Source organism: Pedobacter chitinilyticus (genome assembly GCF_003313385.1).
Lineage (GTDB): Bacteria > Bacteroidota > Bacteroidia > Sphingobacteriales > Sphingobacteriaceae > Pedobacter > Pedobacter chitinilyticus.
Map to the genome: position 1 here is coordinate 244,135 of NZ_QMHN01000001.1, position 18,744 is coordinate 262,878.

Sequence of the window (18,744 nt, forward strand, 5' to 3'; positions counted from 1 at the left end):
TTGTGACTGTTAGCATTTGCTTTGTTTTAAGTTGGTATAGAAAAAGCCCAGGTTAGGCTTTAGCTCTTTTCTCTAGCGATAAGGTTATAACATTGTTTAATTTTTGAATAGTTATATGCGGCACGTGTGCGGCAAAGATGGGTCTTTTTTTGAGATTATGTTTTACTTTGGATTATTGTGTGCTGTGGTTAAATTAGCCAAAGCAGAAGTTAGGTATTAGATCATTTGTAGAGAGGTAAGGAAATAGGGAACAATAAAATGGAAGCTATGAAACTAAGTCAATTGAAATCTTTTTTGGAGCAAAAGCTAGAACTCGAAAACTTTAGAAAAAATATTGATAAAGAAGTTGCAGATTATAAAAAGCAGCTTCCAAAAAAGGGTGCGAGTTCGGAGGTTTTTTTAGAAGCGGACACTGATCTTTATTTAACCAAACCGCACCTATCGGAATTATGTAATCATTATTTAAATAATGGGTTATCAGCGGATGAGTTGTATTATATAGTAGATGCTTTGTTGTTGTCTGAAAATGTAGCTTTTGAAAATGAGAAACTTTTAGAGCTTACAGAAACAATGACGGACCCGTACGTAAATGGTCCCGTAACCAAGTTAGTGGTAAGGAAGGTTCTTGATTATTGCTTGTCTTAAATAATCCAAGTTATGGACTCATCACCTAAAAATCAATGAAGAAATTAATTTTTATCATTTTTATTTGTTTCATCAGTTCTTGCCGTTTACCTAGTGCAGGAACATTAGGAGGATGGGGTATCCATGTTTTTCCAATTAGCGAAAAAGATCTAGATAGTTATTTAAAACTATTTTATCAGGAATATCCACAATTTAAGGTTCCCGTTGAAAAACAATATGCAGAACAGACTTGGAAAACGGGAGGCTATAGCACACTTAAGAGTATGTTCTTTTATATTGAAAAAGAACCTTTAAGAATATACTATGTAACTTATATAGATGCTGGATTTGGAGTTGAAAATCCTGAATATGCTAGAATAGCTTTGAGGGCTGTATATAAAGAAGACGATAGATGGTATATTAAGGATGACCTAAGCGAAAAAGAACAAGAGAATATTAAGGTTTTTTTTGAAAAGGAGATTATCTCAAAGTTGGAAAAAACTACTGGTACTAAATCATATATTCAAAAATAACTCAAGCCTTGGCTCTTTCCTCGAGCGATAAGGCTGTTATAATATTATTAATTTTGAATAGTCACACGCGGCATGCGTGCGCTAAAAAGGAGAAATAAAGAAAGACCAGTTAAGCAATGATAAGAATTACAGAGAAAGAGGCTGTATCCTCTTTGTCACCTTTTGAACGCTATAAATATTTTATTAAGCGTGTGGCTGATACAGAATTGATGTATTCGCTTAAAAGTCCAGAGGGAAATTTGGCTATATCAGAGGTTGAAGCGACTAAGCTATTCCCTCTTTGGTCTGCAAGTGAGTTTGCAGAGCAATGTTCGGTATCAGGATGGGTAGGCTTCAAAGTTGAAAAAATCGATATGGATGCATTTGAAGAAGAGCTTTTGGATTTCATTCATTCCCAAGGGTATTTTTTAAATATTTTTCCTGTTGGGGACAATACAGGCTTTGTGGTCGATATTGTTGAATTCACAAAAGACTTACGCGAAGAGATGAAGAATTATTGAAAACTTGGAATAATGATGCCCATCTCTAGCGGAAGTATTAGCGGTGCTTGTAAGTAGTCGCTTTGTTTTAAGTGGGTGTAATTAAACGCCCCCTCACTTAGCGAAAGTCTTATGTTTTGGGATTTAACATAGGGAGATTTGTGCCTTATAGCATTATCTGGTGGTTTGGCTAAATTTCGGCAAAGCATAAGTCAGGCCTTCGGCATTTTCCTTTGTTGCAAGACTTGCACTAAGGAGGGTAAATTAAATGTTATGGATTTGTTTTTAATGATCATAAGGAATTGGGTTTTCGGCAAAATTGGATATGGCGTAAGGAAGGTTTATTTTTTTCTTATAAAGAAAGATGACGAAACTCCCAAAAAAGGGAGAAGGAATAATGCTGATTGTGATCATTTTGCTGATGAGTTTATTGGCTTTATAGTGTTAATGCTTATTCTTGCTTTGGCGCAATATCTTATTTGATCATCTAAATCGAAAGCCAATCTCTTGTTTTAACACATACTTTCGCTTACTTTACGCTATAGAGCATATTAATGATCAGCAAAGAAAAAATACATATATATCATAAATTTAAGGGTGATATTGATTCATGGGCCCGTATGGGTTCTAAGAAAGAACAAACGGTAATGACTGATGGAGATTGGTATTTGATTGATAGTTTATTGCAGGATATCCAGATGGTTAAAAATGGATTTTCTTCTAATGAATTTTCTATTCATCTTGAAAATAGGTTAGTAGAAAATTGCGAAAATGAAGAGGTAATTGATCAAATTAAAAATATGAATAGTTGCTCCTGATTTTAATGGTAATATTAGCTTGATATCTTTTTTAATCTTTATTTGAAATGCTATTACAAATGGAATCTAGGCAGATCAAATACAGCGAGGGTACGAATGGTTAAGACAGTTGGATATTAATTATGGCAAGAATTAAAGTAGGAGATATATTTGAGATTACAACTCCTGAAGGAAAAGCCTACTTACACTACATCCATAAGGATAGTGTAACTGGGGAATTAGTGAGGGTTTTACAAGACTTATATTCCGAGAGACCAAAAGATTTAAATGAAATAGTGACTTTGAAAGAGCGATATATGGTTTCATTTCCTCTTTCGGCAGCAGCAAGAAAAAAAATCGTTGAATCTGTGGGGCATTATTCAGCATCAAATTTTAGTAAACCTAAGTTTATGAGAACAGAACATCGTGTTCGTGGAGAATTTTTGGGCTGGCATTTGGTCGATACGGAAACTTGGCATAGGCAATTAGTAAAAACCTTATCGCCTGAGCAAAAGAAATTATCTCCTTGGGGAATTTGGAATGATACCTTCTTGATTGAAAATCTGGTTAATGGTTGGAGTTTAGAAAGTTGGGGCTAATTTTACGCTCCTTAGCATATTGTATTTGCCCATCTTAATGCAGGTCCTGTATGTGTAGTTTAGTAAATTAAGACGTGTTGTTTTTGGGTTAGTGTAAGCAAAAGTTCAGGGCATTACTACTTTTGTTTCGAGTGTTGAAATAGGACGTTCAATACAAATAATCAGACTATAATTTAAGAATGGGAATAAGTAAAGAAATAAAAAAGAAAGTGATTGAGGATTGGCAAAATGCATTGCCGCAATTGTCTTTATATGCACAGGATAAACTATACAAGGTTACTGGTTCAATAGTAGTTGGTTTGGAGTTGATAAAATTACCGAGAACGGCAGCATACAGGCCTCATTTCGTGATATATCCTCTATGGAAAAAGGATTTAAAATCAAGTCTTGATTATCCCATTCTTTTAAAGGAATATTATAACAAAAAAGGATTACAATATTCAATACCCTATGAAAGGCACAATGTTTTTTTTAATGATGTGTTGGACAGTATAAAGAAGCAAAGTCCGCTGCCATTCGAGGGAGATATAGATTCTAAAAAGCTTATGTCCGTATTGGACGAATATTCCAAAACACTACCACTAAGTGCTGCACCTAACTCTTATTTACAGGCAGTGCTTCAGGAGGCAAAACTCAAAATTGCTTTATCAATAAGTAGTGAAGAAGCCCAAAACGTATTGGAACAAATCAATAAAAAAAGTTGGGATATTAAATCATTCAATATGTGGAATATTGATATGAACAAATGGCTACAAAGCTTGAAGGATACTATAACTAACAGGGGTGAATTTTTAAAGCAGACAGAAGCAAATAAACAGGATAAGAAAATAGCAAAGTTGCATAGTTCCGAACTTACAGCATAACAAGCAAAGCCAACGATTAGGTGGCTTTATTATTTATCTAAACGCCTGTTTAGTTTTAAAATTTTGGATGTAGGTATCAATGACGTTGAACAAAACTCCCTTGGCGCAAGTCTTGTGCACAGGGTCAGTGATGTCAGACTTGTGACTGTTAGCATTTGCTTTGTTTTAAGTTGGTATAGAAAAAGCCCAGGTTAGGCCTTGGCCCTTTCCCTTTCCGTAAGACTTGGTCTAAAGGACGTTATTTGATGAAATAAACTTTTCCTGATTCCTCTAGCTCGGTATCTACTTGATCATCAAACTTAAATTTGTATATTTTCCATTTGTCTTTTGGTTTATAAAACATAAATATAAATCGAATAGGTTTGTCATGCTTTACCAAAAAACTAAAGTACACAAGGCTTGATGTAGCTTTTTGAGAGGTTATCTGTTCTTGTCCATGATATTCGCCAGCAAGTAAACTTATGGTAGACAGCTTCTCTTTGAGTTCTTTTACCTGATCGGCGGCAATATCGGTATTGGTTTTAAATATGAAATCAATTGCTTCTCCTGGATTGGTCTTATACTTTTCGAAGAATGTATCCATCAGTTTTTGCAAGTTAGGATCTTCTGTTTTTTCTTTTGGTTTGATGTTACCACAACTAGTAAGTACAAGAAGGAACGATGCAATAATGTATTTCATGTTTTTGTTGTTTAGTGTGAATATGCGTTACCCATTTTAAGGCATAAAAGCATACTTAGTCCATTTGAATAGTCCAAATGTAGGGAACAAAAGTTAATAAATTATTATTCTGCCAACCACCCCCCAATTCCTTTCCTTCTACCTCAACAAAACCAATAAAAAAGTTGTAATACCCAATCTGGTTCACTATCTTTAAGTTAACAATGGTTTTGTAACGCTCTCTCTCCAAAAAACTATTGAATCCCTGTCATTTGACTAATGAAGAGAGCGATTAAGTACGTAACTCTCTAATGTTAGCATATGAAAAAAACAACCTCAAGCTTCTTTCTTTTATGGATGTTGGTGATCGCTTTAAGCAGTAAGGCGCAGCTTAAGCCTTTTAACCCAACAGCAGCCAGTCCAAATGCTGCCGCTTTAGGCACCTACGGCGAAATTCCCGTCTCCAACTTTACAGGTACGCCCAGTGTAAGTGTCCCCATTTACCAGATAGCTGCCAGGGGAATGACCATTCCAGTGACGGTAAGTTACCATTCGGCAGGCGTTAGGCCCGAGCAGCACCCAGGTTGGACAGGAACAGGCTGGACGCTAAATGCAGGTGGTGCCATTACACGACAAGTTAGAAAATATGCCGACGAACACAGAGACATTAACTACGAGTACGGCTATTACTACAAAGGTCCTATCCTAAATGCCGCAGGCTGGGAGCAAGGCGGTACGGGCAACCATATTGGCAATGCCACAGATAAACGCATTTTTCACACCCAAATGAGCCTTACCGATTTAGAGGCTGATGAGTTTAGCTTTAACTTTTTAGGACATAGTGGTAAATTTTATTACAATGCGCAAACCCAAACCTTTAGCGTGCAAAGCGATGAGTATTTTAAGGTATATCTGGATGCTCAAAACCCTTTGATAGAACCATTCCTTAACGGATACTATGGTTATTACCTGCCTAAAAGCTTTAACAAGTTTACCTTGGAAGATGCCAAGGGCAATAAATATATTTTCGGTGGTACAGAAGCCATCGAATATTCCGAACCGATGAAATCTGCCCAGAAGGGCGAACGGTTTTGGGCCACCAGCTGGAATTTGATCAAGATCATTACCGCTAACCAAGCTGATGTGATTGATTTTGAATATGAACGTGGACCTTATATCAGCCAGCTATACCGTTATGCCAATTATTACAGCATTAGCTCTAACTGCTACAGCAATTCTTATTTGAATTGGCGAAACGATGGAAGCTTTATTTCGCCTGTTTACCTAAAGAGAATTAAAGTACAAGGCGGGGTTGAACTGGATTTTTCGGCCAGCGCAAGCAATGAGATGAAATATACCAATTTCGATTATCAACGTGTATTTGAAGTGGCGAATATTTATGACTACGAATTGCTGAACAGCACACACCTGATCCCATACTATCAACAAAATCCTTATATCGCGCAACCGCAGGACAAGCTGATTTGGCTTAAATTAGATGGCATCAAAGTATTGGACCACCAACAAACGTTGTTGAGGGAAGTGAATTTCACTTATAACAATATCCCGCAAGAGCGATTGTTTTTGGAAGAAATTGCCTTTAAATCGAGCACAGCACAATCAGAAGGGAAATACACCTTCTTGTACAACAGTAAATCAAGCTTACCGGCTTACTTGGGCACGGTGACCGATCACTGGGGCTTTTACAATGGCAATGCCTATGGGAATTTTAACGGAAGTACCATTTACAGCCTTAGGGAACCTAACTTCAGCTATGCTAGTAAAGGTTTGTTGGAAACTGTTTTTTACCCTACAGGCGGTAAAACGATATTTGAGTACGAACCACACAATTATAGCTACAGTGTAAATCCTAAAAACCGTACCGTATTAAACGCCTCAACCAATGTTGCAGGAGGCAGTAGGATTAAAAAAGTGAGCAGTTATACCAATGCGAATACCTTGGCCTTGGCTAAAGAGTATTTTTATGTGAAAGATTACATCAATAACGGCACGGCTTCTTCGGGTATTTTAAACAGTCTTCCTATTTATCAAACAGGACCCTACACCACACAGGATATGGCGGGGGTTACTTTTAGTTACACCATGTCCAATAGCGCTCCAATTTTACCACTTAACGATGGGGCAGGGGTGCATGTAGGCTATACCGAAGTAACGGAGGTTCAAACCGATGAACTAGGGAGGAAATCATACACCGTTCAAGAGTTTACTAATCACGACAATGGTTATAAAGATAGCCAAGCCGAGTATTTGTACCACAGAACCTATGCGCCTTATGATGCCTTTAATTCGAGGGACTACGAACGTGGCAAACTGCTCACCAAGAACCTTTACGATGACGCCAAAACCAAGGTGAAATCGGTACAAAACGTGTGGGGCAGAATAGCGGAAAGCACCAGTCCTGCCATTCGATCGATGGAATTTAACTTTATGGACATTGCGTTGGCCTGTAATGTGATCCGCTACTATCCTTCCAGTGTATCTTACCTTAATTACACTTATCCGTTTGTGTTAAATCAGGAAATAGAAACTGATTACACCCCTAGCGGGAACACTACTACCACCTCAACTTATGCCTACAATGCGAACAAACAAGTATTGGAGCAAAAGAAATCCAATAGCACTGGCGATTGGACCAAGAGCAATTACGCCTATGCCGATAACTTTCAGTTCACGAGTGGCAGTACTAGCAATGTGTATGCAAAAATGGTAGCGGCAAATATGGTTGGTATTCCAGTGGAGTACACCGTAAGCCAAACCGATGGTGTCAATCCAGACAAGGTCATTAGCAGCCAATTGCAAACCTATAAACTAGCCAACAATTTTATAGTACCTGCAGAGGACTTGCAGTGGGTAAACCATTTTGGTACTAAAACGCCAACCACTGGTAATATTAGTGGCTTAAGCTATGATACGGGTTACGAAATGCAAGGCAGCTATGATATTTACGATCAAAAGGCAAATCTGTTACAGCATAAAGCCAAGGGCAATGTTTTTACCACTTATTTTTGGGGATATGATAAACGATACCTCACGGCAAAAATAGATCGAGCCCCGTTAGATGGTATTTTTTATGCTGATATTGATAAGGACGGCTTGGTATTGGAACATGGTACTAACTATATGCCTATATCCTTAGAGAAAGAAACCGACGCTATACTTGGGTATTGCTTTAATTTAGCTTACACCATTGGCTATATTTGGGCAGAAGTTAATTTAACAGCAGGACAATATTACGAACTTACGTATTGGGATAACGGCTCCGATTTGGCTATTGCCGATCCACATACCATCTTATCTCAATCTGTAATAGAACAAAAAGGGCCTTGGACAAAAAGACGTGTGTTATTTACCGTTCCAAGCAATGCCTGGTTATTGAGCTTGGATGCCAATACTGGCTTGATTAAAGAACTGATCATTAAGCCACAGGTCACACAAATGACTCGCTACACCTATCAACCATGGGTAGGGATGACTAGTGCTATAGATCCTAAGGGCTTTACCACTTCTTATGAGTATGATAGCTTTCAACGCCTGCAGCATATTAAAGACAATGATGGTAATATTGTAAAAAGCTACGACTATCGTTATGCGGCGCAGCAGCCTATTACCATTTATAACAGTGCGGCAGCAAGTGGCAGCTTTACCCGAAATAATTGCGCCAGCAACTATGCAGGTGGCACGGTAGTTTACAATGTGCCAGCAGGTACCTATAGCAGTACCGTGAGTCAAGCTGCGGCCGATGCCCTTGCCACAGCAGATGTTGCCGCCAACGGACAGAACTATGCCAACACCAATGGCAGCTGTACCCAAGTAGTAACCTGCATGCAATATCGTATCACCATCCCTGTTGATGAAAGCAATAACCTTTACGTACGCTACAAGCCTTGCGGCAGCAGCAATTACGTCACTGTTTCCTTATGGCAGTTAGAGCAGGAGCCTTCCATGGAAAATGAAGTGGTGGTTTTCTTGTGTACCGAAACCCCTATGTACGATATCTGGTATATGTACGGCGAATATGGCCCATCACAATTTATCAATGGTTTAGTCATCACAGAAGTTGGCCCTTGCCCATAACTATAAAGCTCAAGTTTTATGAAAAAGAGATTATCAATAATAGTAATTGCACTGCTGGTTTCTACATTTGGTTATGCCCAGCAGCACCAAACCTACTTAGCCTACCATAACCAGCCTGAGCTTAGTGCCAGCGGTAGTGTCACCTTACTGCCCAATTTCCACGCACCAGCAGGTAGCAAGCTAAGGGTTTTTATTCAGGATGATTGCGGACCTTTGGCCAGTGTGCCCAGCAGTAACCAAAACTATATCCTTACCCGTATCTTTAAGGTAGCGGGAGTAAACGCACAAAATTTGAATGATGCCCGCACTTTGTGCCAGGAGAATCAAACCATTCAATATTTTGATGGCCTTGGTCGCCCATTGCAAACCGTATTGGTAGGCGGCAGTCCAGGTTACCAGGATATTGTAACGCCTATGGCTTATGATGCTTTGGGCAGGGAGGCCGTGAAGTATCAACCCTATGCAGCAGGGGGTACCAGTGGCAGCTATAGGGCTGCGGGCATTACCGATCAGTTGGCTTTTTATATGGGTCAATCGGTCACTTCCAGCATCAAGCAAACTGGAACTCCTTTCAGTATCACCAAGTTTGAACCCAGCCCTTTGAACCGTGTGGAACGTCAGGGATTTTCTGGTGATGCTTGGCAACCAGGCAGCGTGGCTACTGAACATACCGCCAGATTAAGCTATGGAACCAATAACAGCGATACCAACTACGGCACTACAGGCTTTGCCGTAAGGCTGTTTAGGGCCGATGCCGTAACCACTGCTGGTCACGAACATGAGCGTACCCTTTCGAGCAACGGTTTTTATGGGGCAGGACAACTTTACCTTACCACCAGTAAAGATGAGAACTGGCAAGGTAGCGACGGTAAGAAGGGAACCGTAGAGGAATACAAAGACAAGGAAGGCAGGGTAGTGCTTAAACGTATGTTTAATGAGAAGGGAGGTAACATTGAGGTGCTAAGTACCTATTACGTGTACGATGACTTGGGCAACTTGAGTTTTGTATTGCCTCCAGGAGCCAGCCCCGATGCAGGTGTACCCAACGGAACCTTACAAGAGCAGTTCTGTTACCAGTACCGTTACGATGGGAAAAGAAGACTAACTGAAAAAAGATTGCCAGGTAAAGGCTGGGAACATTTGGTTTATAACCAATTGGATCAAGTGGTACTTACGCAAGACGTTTTGCAGCGCAATGCAGGTCAGTGGTTATTTACCAAGTACGATGCCTTAGGACGTATCGCGATTACGGGAGTGTATAGCAATACAGCGGGCATAGCGGCCATGCAGTCGGCAGTAGATGGGCATGCGGTACTTTGGGAAGAACGAGACAATACCAATAGCAATACGGTGGGTACTGGCTATAGCAATTTGGCCTTTCCAGCAAATAATATCACTTACTACCATAGCATTAACTACTACGACGATTATGATTTCTACAACAATGCTTTTGGCCAACCTAACGGTACCACGCAAGTATCTTCGGCGAGGACTAAGGGATTGCCAACGGGAGCAAGAATTACCACCTTGGGTACAGGTAACATGCTGCTTTCGGTAAGCTACTACGATAGCTACGGTCGTGTAATACAAATCAAAAGCGAACACCATCTGAACAATGGTACCGATGTGTTGGACACCGAGTACAACTTCGACGGCAGCGTAAAGAACACCACTCGCACCCATCTGAACAATGGTAACACCACCGTAGTGGCCAACAGTTACCAATACGACCATATGGGACGTAAAACCAAAACCTATCAAAGCACCTATGGCAGTCCGCAAACCAGCGGTACCGAAGTGTTGCTTTCGGAGCTACAATATAACCACCTTGGACAATTGGAAAATAAGAAGCTACACAATGGCTTGCAAACTTCTGCCTTTACCTATAACGAGCGAGGTTGGTTGAAGACAAGCAACAGTGCCCCACTGTTTAACATGACCTTGCAGTACAACGATGGTGCCCATCAGCAGTTTAACGGCAATATTTCGGGCCAAAGTTTTACCAATAATAGTACCAATGCCTTTACCTACCAGTACGACAAACTGAACAGGTTGATCAATGGCACGGCTTCGGGTATGTCGGAAGTGTTAGATTATGACGTGATGGGCAATATCTTAAGCCTTGATCGTGATGGTACTGGCGCAAAAATCTACAACTATACGGGTAATCGACTGCAGAGCGTATCGGGTCTCACAGGTACCTATGTATATGATGATAATGGGAATGCCACTACCGATGCCCGTAATGGCGTTGGGCTTAGTTATAACCACTTAAGTTTGCCCATTAGCGCCAATAAAACAGGTTTAAGCTTAACTTATACTTACGATGCTGCGGGAAGGAAGCTAAAAAAAGTATCCACCACTGGAACGACTACCACTACGGATTACGTGGATGGAATCCAATACACCAATAATGTCATTGATTTCATCCAGACCGAAGAAGGGATTGCTAGAAATAGTAACGGAAGCTATACCTACGAATATAATCTGACGGATCATTTAGGCAACGTTCGGGTAACCTTTAAAGAAAATGGAGGAACGGCGCTGCCTTTGGAACGTACAGACTATTATGCTTTTGGTAAGAGATCGTTTGTGGGCGCTAACCTAAACCGTTATCTTTACAATGGTAAGGAGCTACAGGAGGAATTGGGACAATATGACTATGGGGCTAGGTTCTATGATCCAGAGATTGGAAGGTGGAATGTGATAGATCCATTGTCTGCTAAATATTCTTCATACTCTCCATATATTTATACAATCAATAATCCAATAAAATTTATTGATCCTAATGGAATGGAAATAGGGATAGCAGGTGATAAAGAGGCGCAAGATGCTTATCTAAAAATGCTTTATAATAGTACTGGTAACAAATACGAAATTAAAGATGGTAAACTATCATTTGTGGGTGAGGATAAAGATTTTAAAGGCACAAAGTCATCTACATTAGCCAATGTAATATCTAAGGGCATAGGTTCTAAAGAATTATATTCTTTAAGTTTAGTAGGTTCTAAAGGAGATGATAGTAATGTATTCGTAGATAGTTATCAGCAAGGTAAGATTGATATTTCAGATTTGACTAAGATGGGCGAAGCAAGTTTAAGTTTGCAAGGAGCTGCTATCGGTCATTTTTTAAATGAAATTCAAGAGGTCTCAGGATATGGAAGTGCCAGTGCTGACGTAAGAGATGCTAGTTTTAATTCAGCACATAATCCGAGTTTAAACGTTGAAGGAAAAATTTATGGGGAGTTGTCAGGGGATGCAAGTATAACAACTAGAAGCACAATCCCATCTGCTCCTTCCAATGGATTCCAGAGTGTAGTGTTTCATTATAATGCTAACCATCAGTATGTTTTACAACAGGGAGCTACTTCAACAAGTGTTAAAACTATGATGGATTTTAATGGTGTGAAGATACCATCAACCACAACCACTATCGTTCCAACAGGAATACTAAAATCTGTAACTAAAAAACCATAATAATGACTAAAATACTTTTTTTCTCGATCATTATTTTTTGTCTTTTCGCTTGTAAAGCCCAAAAAATTATTAAATATGAAAATATAAAATATGAAGGCTTTTCTTATCAAGCTACATTAAATGATAGTTTTGTGAATAAGCGTTTAGTATTTTTAAAAGGTACAGATAGCGTGTTTTTTAATATTAAAATTCCTTATGATGCTAGTGTTAGGAACATAAACGATCCTGGTATTTTTTACAATTGCACTTTAAGAAAAGACTCTTTGTATTCCTTTGAGTTAAAAAAAATACCCTTGTCTAGTATTTCTGAGGAATATAATAGTTACTATAAGACAAATGCAAAATTTAAATCTAAAAGCAAATCAAAGTTTATAGAAGTAATTAAAAATACTGACTACCAATATAAAGGTATTTATGGAATGTTTGTTGACATCAATCATGAACTTTTAATGATAAATAAAATGGTTCCTGCGAAGGATTGTATATTTCAGCATTAATACTTGAAATCATCATTTTACTTTAAGGCTTGTGTTTGTGGTTTAGTGTAGAGATGACTTGTGACAACTAGCAGCGCCTTAACGGTAGTTTACTTGTATAAATAGTGGACAGTGAACTGTCCGCTATTTTTGTATTTATTGTTTTAAATTGAATGATGATATCATGGGTTAATTTCAGTCAAAGCACAAGTCAGGCTTTAGCTTTTTCCGTTTGCTAATACTTGCGCTAAATTGGGTACTGTTTCTAGTATAAAAAGATTTAGAATAGCAAAACAATGAAATACAAATTGTTTATAGCCATCTTTATTCTTTCCTCTTGTAACAAAGTGATCGAGGAAAAAAAGCTAGTAGATATGTTTAATAGCGGAGATAAAAAGCAAATCATATTAGCAACAAATTATGTCTCTAGCCATAAAGAAGTGCGCATGGTCAAATATTTACTAGCAGACGCCATGGATCCAAGAATTGTTCATGATATCCGTTATAAAGGTATGTCCATCTATCAAATTAAAATGGGGGCAATGCAAAAGCTAACGGGGGTTAAGCCCTTAAAAAAAATATCATATCAACCTGATTCATCCATATTCAGGTTTTATCATGAGATTTCTAGTAAAAATGGGTGGATGGTTAATTAACCTCTTTAACTACTTTGAAAAAGAAACATGTTTCCAAGCTGACACACGAGCGCTGTGTGAGTAAAATCCAAAGATTCTATATCAATGAAATATAAAACTGCTTCTTTAATCATTCTCCTTTTGACATCTTTTGTCCTCGCTTATTGCTCAAGTTTGCAGCAAAGCTTTGATCTAGAAGTTATCAAGGGAAATTGGTGTTTAAATAAAAAGCAACTTAACTATCCTAAACTTAGATTTGATGACAAGTCTACCTTAACATTGAGTAGCATTGGCGATACCATATATAGGTATAAATATTCAATGCAAGGCGCATTTTTATCGATTCAAAAAGACGGGAAAACCATTAAGAATAAAATTCTTAAACTAAATAAGGACAGTCTTATATTAAAAGGTTTATTGGAAAACGCGACTATACAAAAATATAGCAGGTGTAAATGATTTTCTTTGATTACTTGATCTCTTCACTGTATCAATCATATAATGATGTTTATATTTTTAATGGACACAAGTAAGTATTGTATCACGTAGGTAGCCACTATACCTCAATTACTTAATAAGAAAATAATGAAAAGAATAACGCTAATAATTCTAGCTTTTATTTATGTTTCGGCTTATGGACAAACCAAAGATGAGTATAAGGTCCTGATCGATTCCGCAATAACGATGCAGAAAGCTACTTATGGTCCAGATATCTATTTAATTGATGAAAAAGATCAGCCATATACACCAATGAGTGACGAGTTGACAAGGAAGTTTAAATACATCTCTGTGTATGATAAACGAAACAAGAAGCGTTTGAAAAAAGGTATTAATGCTTGGAAAATACTTCCAACGATGAATGGCAGTAAATTAACAATTAATATTATAGATTTCATCATCACCTATCAAAAGAATAACTACACTTTTGGAAATAGAGGTGGAGCTACAGTGGTATTTGAATACACTCGCAATAGCAATAAGTGGGTATTGCTAAGCACAAAATGGTCGGGATTATAGTGACTATTTATGATTTCAACGGTCATTTAATTGCACAAATAGCGGACAATCTGCTGTCCGCTATTTTATTTACTAGGCTAAGCTCTTTTCATCGCTACTGCTAGCACCACGGCGATTTAACAATAACTGATAGTCGCTAATGTGTTGGTTGAGCTGATGGATCGTTCTAGCCCAAGGTTCAGCACCATCGTTGATCTCTAAAAAAGCATTTAACCTATTTCTCAGTTTATAATAAGCATCGTTGGCTTCCAAACGGAGGGTTTTAAGGTTTTCCGTAGGTGCAGCCGCAAGTTCATCGTTTCTGGTATTGTAAGCATCGCTAAAAGCATTATTAGCTGCTTCTATTTCCGTTTGCCAAGTCATGAGCTGTAGTGCTTCAATGGCCTCCATCAACTCAGGTTGGGTCTTCCAATCATGAACGATGTTGCGTAAAATGGTAGTTTCGCTTTGATAGTTCTGCTTGGCAATGCCCGATCCAAACCGCTGAAGGTATGCCTCCAACATCTTGGCATGATTGCTTAAAAGAGAATCGGTGCTGTAGGTAAGTGCATGGATCTGTAGCATCACGCCGTTAATGGCTTTACCCCTGCGGGCATCAAGTTCCTCAATGTATTTAGTCACGTTACTAGAACGTTTTAGCTTAAAAACCTTTTCAATCTTATCTAATTGGTTTTGCAAAACCTCATATTGAAGCGTCACCATTAAAGCTTCAAGATTATTGGATCCTACAATATGGAGAGTATCGGTCATAAACTGGATGTATTCGCTGCCCCTAAGCTGGCGTAATTGAATGTTGTTGATCATAGTTGATGGATAATGAGTGGTTAAATGGTTTAATGTGAAGGTGATGGCCTGTTTCTAGTAGGTTAGGTTGATCCATCTGATGGTGATGGATCCATGCCCATTGTAGAAAGTTGCCACACTGATAGTGCTGGCTTCCCACCTATAGAAAGAAGCCGTTACCCGTATCGTAATTCCTTCCTTCCCATAGTGAGAGGTTGTTACCGTTATGGTGATTTGTTCCCGCTGATGTCGGGAAGCTGTCACGAGCATGGTAACGTGTCCCTGCGCATAGCGGGAAGCCGTCACCACCATGGTAATTGGTTCCCGCCAATGGAAAGAAGTGATCACGATAGTGGTGATGGATTCCTTCGACTAGTAGAAAGCCATCTCTCTAAACAGGATACGGTCTCGTTAAATGGAACTACCGTTGTAGGCGTGTTAGTGCATGTTGAGTTGGTTCTTTTGTTTTTTCATAGAGATAAGCTTAAGGTAAACAGATGAAGTTTATTGGAATGATGATGCTGGTTTAATCTAGTGCTGGTTAAAGCAAGGGATCATTAAGCAGCATGATGTCTGTTGGCTTGGATGTTGAAATGTTTTCATAGTCATATGGTTGATGGTAAAGCTAATTTAGGAATGAAATACTTTGTTTGCAATGCTTTGGGTTAACTTATTTTAACCAAATAAGAAAGATGTGCCTCCAAAAAGCGCGAAACACTTAAAGGATTTGAAACCTTTGCCCTGCTTAGCAAAACTGATCAAACTTTACGGTTAGATTTTGATAATTTAAAGATTTACATCGTTAGATTTCTCTAACTTATTTATATTTGAATAGCTCAACCATCAAATTAAAATATTCTTATTCGCTCAAATCACTTTAAAAACATAAACTATGAAATCGAACTTCAAGAAGTCACTTTTAGTGGCTATGTTGTGTAGTGGCCAAGCCATGGCCCAACAAACCATCAATCAGGTACTTACGTTGAGGTCTAACCAGGCCAACTCTACCGAAGTAATCATGTACAAGACAGATGATGTCAATTTTTATAGCTTGTTTTCTAACTCCTCGGGTTTTGGGCTATACAATTCAAATACGAACAAGAATATATTGTATGCCGATATTAATGATCGTATAGGAATTGGTACGCAAACTCCTTTAGCCAAGCTTCATGTGAATGGGGTAATTAGAGCCATGCATTCGGTAGCAGAAGATAACAGTGGCGATTTTGAAAATGAATCGTCTAGCGGCTATGGATTGTTTTCAAGAGGAGGTGGAGGAGCGCCTAATTTGTATTCTTTTAAAATTGAAAATTACAATGGAGTACCTGTCATGCTTGCTGACGGTAATAGCAACGTAGGCATTGGCACCCTAACGCCAAAAGAAAAACTCTCGGTAAACGGGAAGATCAGGGCGAAGGAAATTAAGGTAGAATTAGCCAACTGGCCCGACTATGTATTTGAAGAAGGTTATCAAAACCAATCTCTAGCAGAAATAGAACAGTTCATTAAACAAAACAAGCATCTGCCTGGCGTACCTACGGCTAAACAAGTAGAACAAGAAGGGGTAGAACTGGGCGAGATGAACAAGGTGTTGTTGAAGAAAATTGAGGAATTGACCTTGCACCTGATAGAGAAAGAAAAGAAACTTGATCAGTTTAATACTGATTTAAAAAAGAGAGATGAAGCGATTGAAGCCTTGATCTCAAGAATAGAAAAATTAGAAAAAGTAAATAAATAATAAATCACTTTAAAAACTAAAACCATGAAATCAAACTTCAAGAAGTCACTTTTAGTGGCCATGCTGTTCAGCGGCCAAGCGATGGCACAACAAACCATCGATCAAACATTGACCATCAATACCAATGGGGTGAACTCCACCGAAATTTTGATGAAGAAGACAAGTAGTTCCTATTATAGCATGTATGCAAACTATTCGGGTTTTGGTTTTTATAATTCAAGTACTAATCACAATATATTGTATGCCGATATTAATGATCGTGTGGGGATTGGTACGATTGCTCCGATTAGTGATTTTCAAATCAAGGGTAAGCCTGGATTTGATGCTCCAACCCAGCTTTTAATTACCAATAATGCCTCTATGTATGGAAGAACACACTTGGTGCTGACAGGCCGTTTTGAAGGAGGAAATGATGCTTGGTTGTTTGGTACTGGTGCCAGAAATGCGATTGTTTTTTCTCAAAATCTAGGTGGTGCAACGGGAGATTATGGCGATGAAAAATTTTCGCTACAGTTGGAAGGCAATTCTAACAGTTTAGGTTTTTTAAGTAAAGGCAAAAACTCAACACCCGTATTGGCCATGACCCAAGGTGGTAATGTTGGCATAGGTTTAGCAAATCCTTCAGATAAATTATCGGTAGACGGTGTAATAGCCGCCTATGGAAACGAACAAAGGCAAGTATCTACCTATTTGCCTGCAAATTTTAATGAAGGCGATATTGTTTCTGGAAATTCATATAAATGGTATAGTGACGTTTGGAACATAGGCAATATAAGAAGTGGTGCTATGCCTACAGGTGGTTTTGGCATTTCTTTAAATAATAGTATGAATTTTAAAATCTTGCCTAACGGAGATGTAGGCATCGGTACAGAAAGCCCTAAAGAAAAACTCTCGGTAAATGGCAAGATCAGGGCAAAGGAGATTAAGGTAGAATTAGCCAACTGGCCCGATTATGTATTCGAAGAAGGCTATCAAAAGCTATCCCTAACAGAAATAGAACAGTTCATTAAGCAAAACAAGCACCTGCCAGGCGTACCTACCGCTAAACAAGTAGAAGAAGAAGGGGTAGAACTGGGCGAGATGAACAAGGTGTTGTTGAAGAAGATTGAGGAGCTGACCCTATTGTTGATTGAGAAGGATAAAGAGCTGAAAAAGGAAAAGGACGAGAATAAGCAGCAAAATGAAAGACTTGCCGAAATTGAAAAATGGATGAAAAATAAAAACTAATTATAAAACAACTATTTATGAAACTCAGAACAATCTTGTCATTAACTATCATGGCCATTTGTGGAGGAAGTAACTTAATGGCACAAACCAATACTTTTCCATCTTCAGGATATGTAGGTGTTGGAACTGCTGCACCTTTGGCTCAATTGGAAGTGAGAAATGGAAATATCTTGGTGAAAAATCTCTCAAACACCACGGGAGAATCAGTGCCAATGATTATGCAATCCCTAAGTTTTGGACCCTATACTACTTTCGGAACTTCTATCAATACCTTTACGGAAAGTGATGGGTACAATTCATATGCTTTACAGTTCCTAACCCAAGAAACTTATATGCAAGGTTTGGTAGAAAAGATGCGCATCAGCGCAGCAGGAAATGTAGGGATCGGTATTGATAATCCGCTACACGTGCTACACCTTAAAAAGCCTCAACCTACGCTAAACTTTGAGAAAACAGGAGTGCTAAATTGGACGATGGGGAATATTGCAGGCAATGATTTTTATATCCGTGTTGACAATGCGCCCAACTCTCCATTTATGATGGAGTCAAATACGGGTAATGTAGGCATCGGCACCGCTATCCCTAAAGAAAAACTTTCGGTAAACGGTAAGATCAGGGCGAAGGAAATTAAGGTAGAATTAGCCAATTGGCCCGATTATGTATTTGAAGAAGGTTATCAAAAGCTATCCCTCGCAGAAATAGAGCAGTTCATTAAGCAAAACAAGCACCTGCCTGGCGTACCT

18 protein-coding genes and 1 pseudogene are annotated in these 18,744 nt (G+C 38.7%); 15 read left to right on the top strand and 4 right to left on the bottom strand.

Annotation, left to right across the window (positions count from 1 at the left end; genetic code table 11):
- Positions 1-258: 258 nt before the first annotated feature.
- From DUT70_RS00965 to DUT70_RS00975, 3 genes are all read left to right on the top strand, one after another.
- Positions 259-645: a hypothetical protein gene (locus DUT70_RS00965; RefSeq protein WP_113645445.1), complete on the top strand. Its 387-nt coding sequence runs from the start codon at positions 259-261 to the stop codon at positions 643-645.
- A 35-nt stretch (positions 646-680) separates the two neighbouring features.
- On the top strand, positions 681-1,157 hold the full coding sequence (locus tag DUT70_RS00970) for a hypothetical protein (RefSeq protein WP_113645446.1): 477 nt from the start codon (positions 681-683) through the stop codon (positions 1,155-1,157).
- 116 nt (positions 1,158-1,273) lie between these two features.
- The gene (locus DUT70_RS00975) at positions 1,274-1,657 is read left to right on the top strand and encodes a DUF2750 domain-containing protein (RefSeq protein ID WP_113645447.1); all 384 of its coding nucleotides are present in this window, start codon (positions 1,274-1,276) and stop codon (positions 1,655-1,657) included.
- A 264-nt stretch (positions 1,658-1,921) separates the two neighbouring features.
- Here DUT70_RS00975 and DUT70_RS21445 read toward each other — a convergent pair whose 3' ends face one another.
- Complete coding sequence (locus DUT70_RS21445) at positions 1,922-2,050, bottom strand: hypothetical protein (protein ID WP_262512173.1); 129 nt, start codon at positions 2,048-2,050, stop codon at positions 1,922-1,924.
- A 140-nt stretch (positions 2,051-2,190) separates the two neighbouring features.
- Here DUT70_RS21445 and DUT70_RS00985 point away from each other — a divergent pair, with 140 nt between their 5' ends.
- The 3 genes from DUT70_RS00985 (at position 2,191) to DUT70_RS00995 (ending at position 3,895) form a co-directional block, all read left to right on the top strand.
- On the top strand, positions 2,191-2,454 hold the full coding sequence (locus DUT70_RS00985) for a hypothetical protein (RefSeq protein WP_113645449.1): 264 nt from the start codon (positions 2,191-2,193) through the stop codon (positions 2,452-2,454).
- A 122-nt stretch (positions 2,455-2,576) separates the two neighbouring features.
- Positions 2,577-3,032 carry a hypothetical protein gene (locus DUT70_RS00990; RefSeq protein ID WP_113645450.1) on the top strand — a complete coding sequence of 152 codons (456 nt, stop codon included), beginning with the start codon at positions 2,577-2,579 and terminating at the stop codon, positions 3,030-3,032.
- Positions 3,033-3,211: 179 nt separating this feature from the next.
- Positions 3,212-3,895: a hypothetical protein gene (locus tag DUT70_RS00995; protein ID WP_113645451.1), complete on the top strand. Its 684-nt coding sequence runs from the start codon at positions 3,212-3,214 to the stop codon at positions 3,893-3,895.
- A 238-nt stretch (positions 3,896-4,133) separates the two neighbouring features.
- Here the strand turns inward: DUT70_RS00995 and DUT70_RS01000 are convergent, their stop codons facing one another.
- Entirely contained in the window at positions 4,134-4,574 is a 441-nt protein-coding gene (locus tag DUT70_RS01000) for a hypothetical protein (protein WP_113645452.1), read from the bottom strand.
- Between the two features lie 300 nt (positions 4,575-4,874).
- Here DUT70_RS01000 and DUT70_RS01005 point away from each other — a divergent pair, with 300 nt between their 5' ends.
- From DUT70_RS01005 to DUT70_RS01030, 6 genes are all read left to right on the top strand, one after another.
- Positions 4,875-8,648 carry a DUF5977 domain-containing protein gene (locus DUT70_RS01005; protein ID WP_113645453.1) on the top strand — a complete coding sequence of 1,258 codons (3,774 nt, stop codon included), beginning with the start codon at positions 4,875-4,877 and terminating at the stop codon, positions 8,646-8,648.
- 18 nt (positions 8,649-8,666) lie between these two features.
- On the top strand, positions 8,667-12,125 hold the full coding sequence (locus DUT70_RS01010; protein ID WP_113645454.1) for a DUF6443 domain-containing protein: 3,459 nt from the start codon (positions 8,667-8,669) through the stop codon (positions 12,123-12,125).
- Positions 12,126-12,127: 2 nt separating this feature from the next.
- Complete coding sequence (locus DUT70_RS01015; RefSeq protein WP_113645455.1) at positions 12,128-12,622, top strand: hypothetical protein; 495 nt, start codon at positions 12,128-12,130, stop codon at positions 12,620-12,622.
- 275 nt (positions 12,623-12,897) lie between these two features.
- Complete coding sequence (locus tag DUT70_RS01020; protein WP_113645456.1) at positions 12,898-13,257, top strand: hypothetical protein; 360 nt, start codon at positions 12,898-12,900, stop codon at positions 13,255-13,257.
- An 84-nt stretch (positions 13,258-13,341) separates the two neighbouring features.
- Positions 13,342-13,695, top strand: a complete 354-nt coding sequence (locus DUT70_RS01025; protein WP_128353267.1) for a hypothetical protein — start codon at positions 13,342-13,344, stop codon at positions 13,693-13,695.
- A gap of 126 nt (positions 13,696-13,821) precedes the next feature.
- Entirely contained in the window at positions 13,822-14,253 is a 432-nt protein-coding gene (locus DUT70_RS01030) for a hypothetical protein (protein WP_113645458.1), read from the top strand.
- A 72-nt stretch (positions 14,254-14,325) separates the two neighbouring features.
- Here DUT70_RS01030 and DUT70_RS01035 read toward each other — a convergent pair whose 3' ends face one another.
- The gene (locus tag DUT70_RS01035; RefSeq protein WP_113645459.1) at positions 14,326-15,057 is read right to left on the bottom strand and encodes a DUF6261 family protein; all 732 of its coding nucleotides are present in this window, start codon (positions 15,055-15,057) and stop codon (positions 14,326-14,328) included.
- 54 nt (positions 15,058-15,111) lie between these two features.
- Complete coding sequence (locus DUT70_RS21060; protein WP_128353268.1) at positions 15,112-15,384, bottom strand: hypothetical protein; 273 nt, start codon at positions 15,382-15,384, stop codon at positions 15,112-15,114.
- A gap of 544 nt (positions 15,385-15,928) precedes the next feature.
- On the opposite strand from DUT70_RS21060, the gene DUT70_RS01040 reads away from it, so the two are divergent.
- The 3 genes and pseudogenes from DUT70_RS01040 to DUT70_RS21395 form a co-directional block, all read left to right on the top strand.
- Positions 15,929-16,774, top strand: a complete 846-nt coding sequence (locus DUT70_RS01040; protein ID WP_113645460.1) for a hypothetical protein — start codon at positions 15,929-15,931, stop codon at positions 16,772-16,774.
- A 24-nt stretch (positions 16,775-16,798) separates the two neighbouring features.
- Entirely contained in the window at positions 16,799-18,001 is a 1,203-nt protein-coding gene (locus tag DUT70_RS01045; RefSeq protein WP_113645461.1) for a hypothetical protein, read from the top strand.
- 17 nt (positions 18,002-18,018) lie between these two features.
- Positions 18,019-18,744 (top strand): annotated as a pseudogene (locus DUT70_RS21395) (hypothetical protein); the annotation flags it as partial.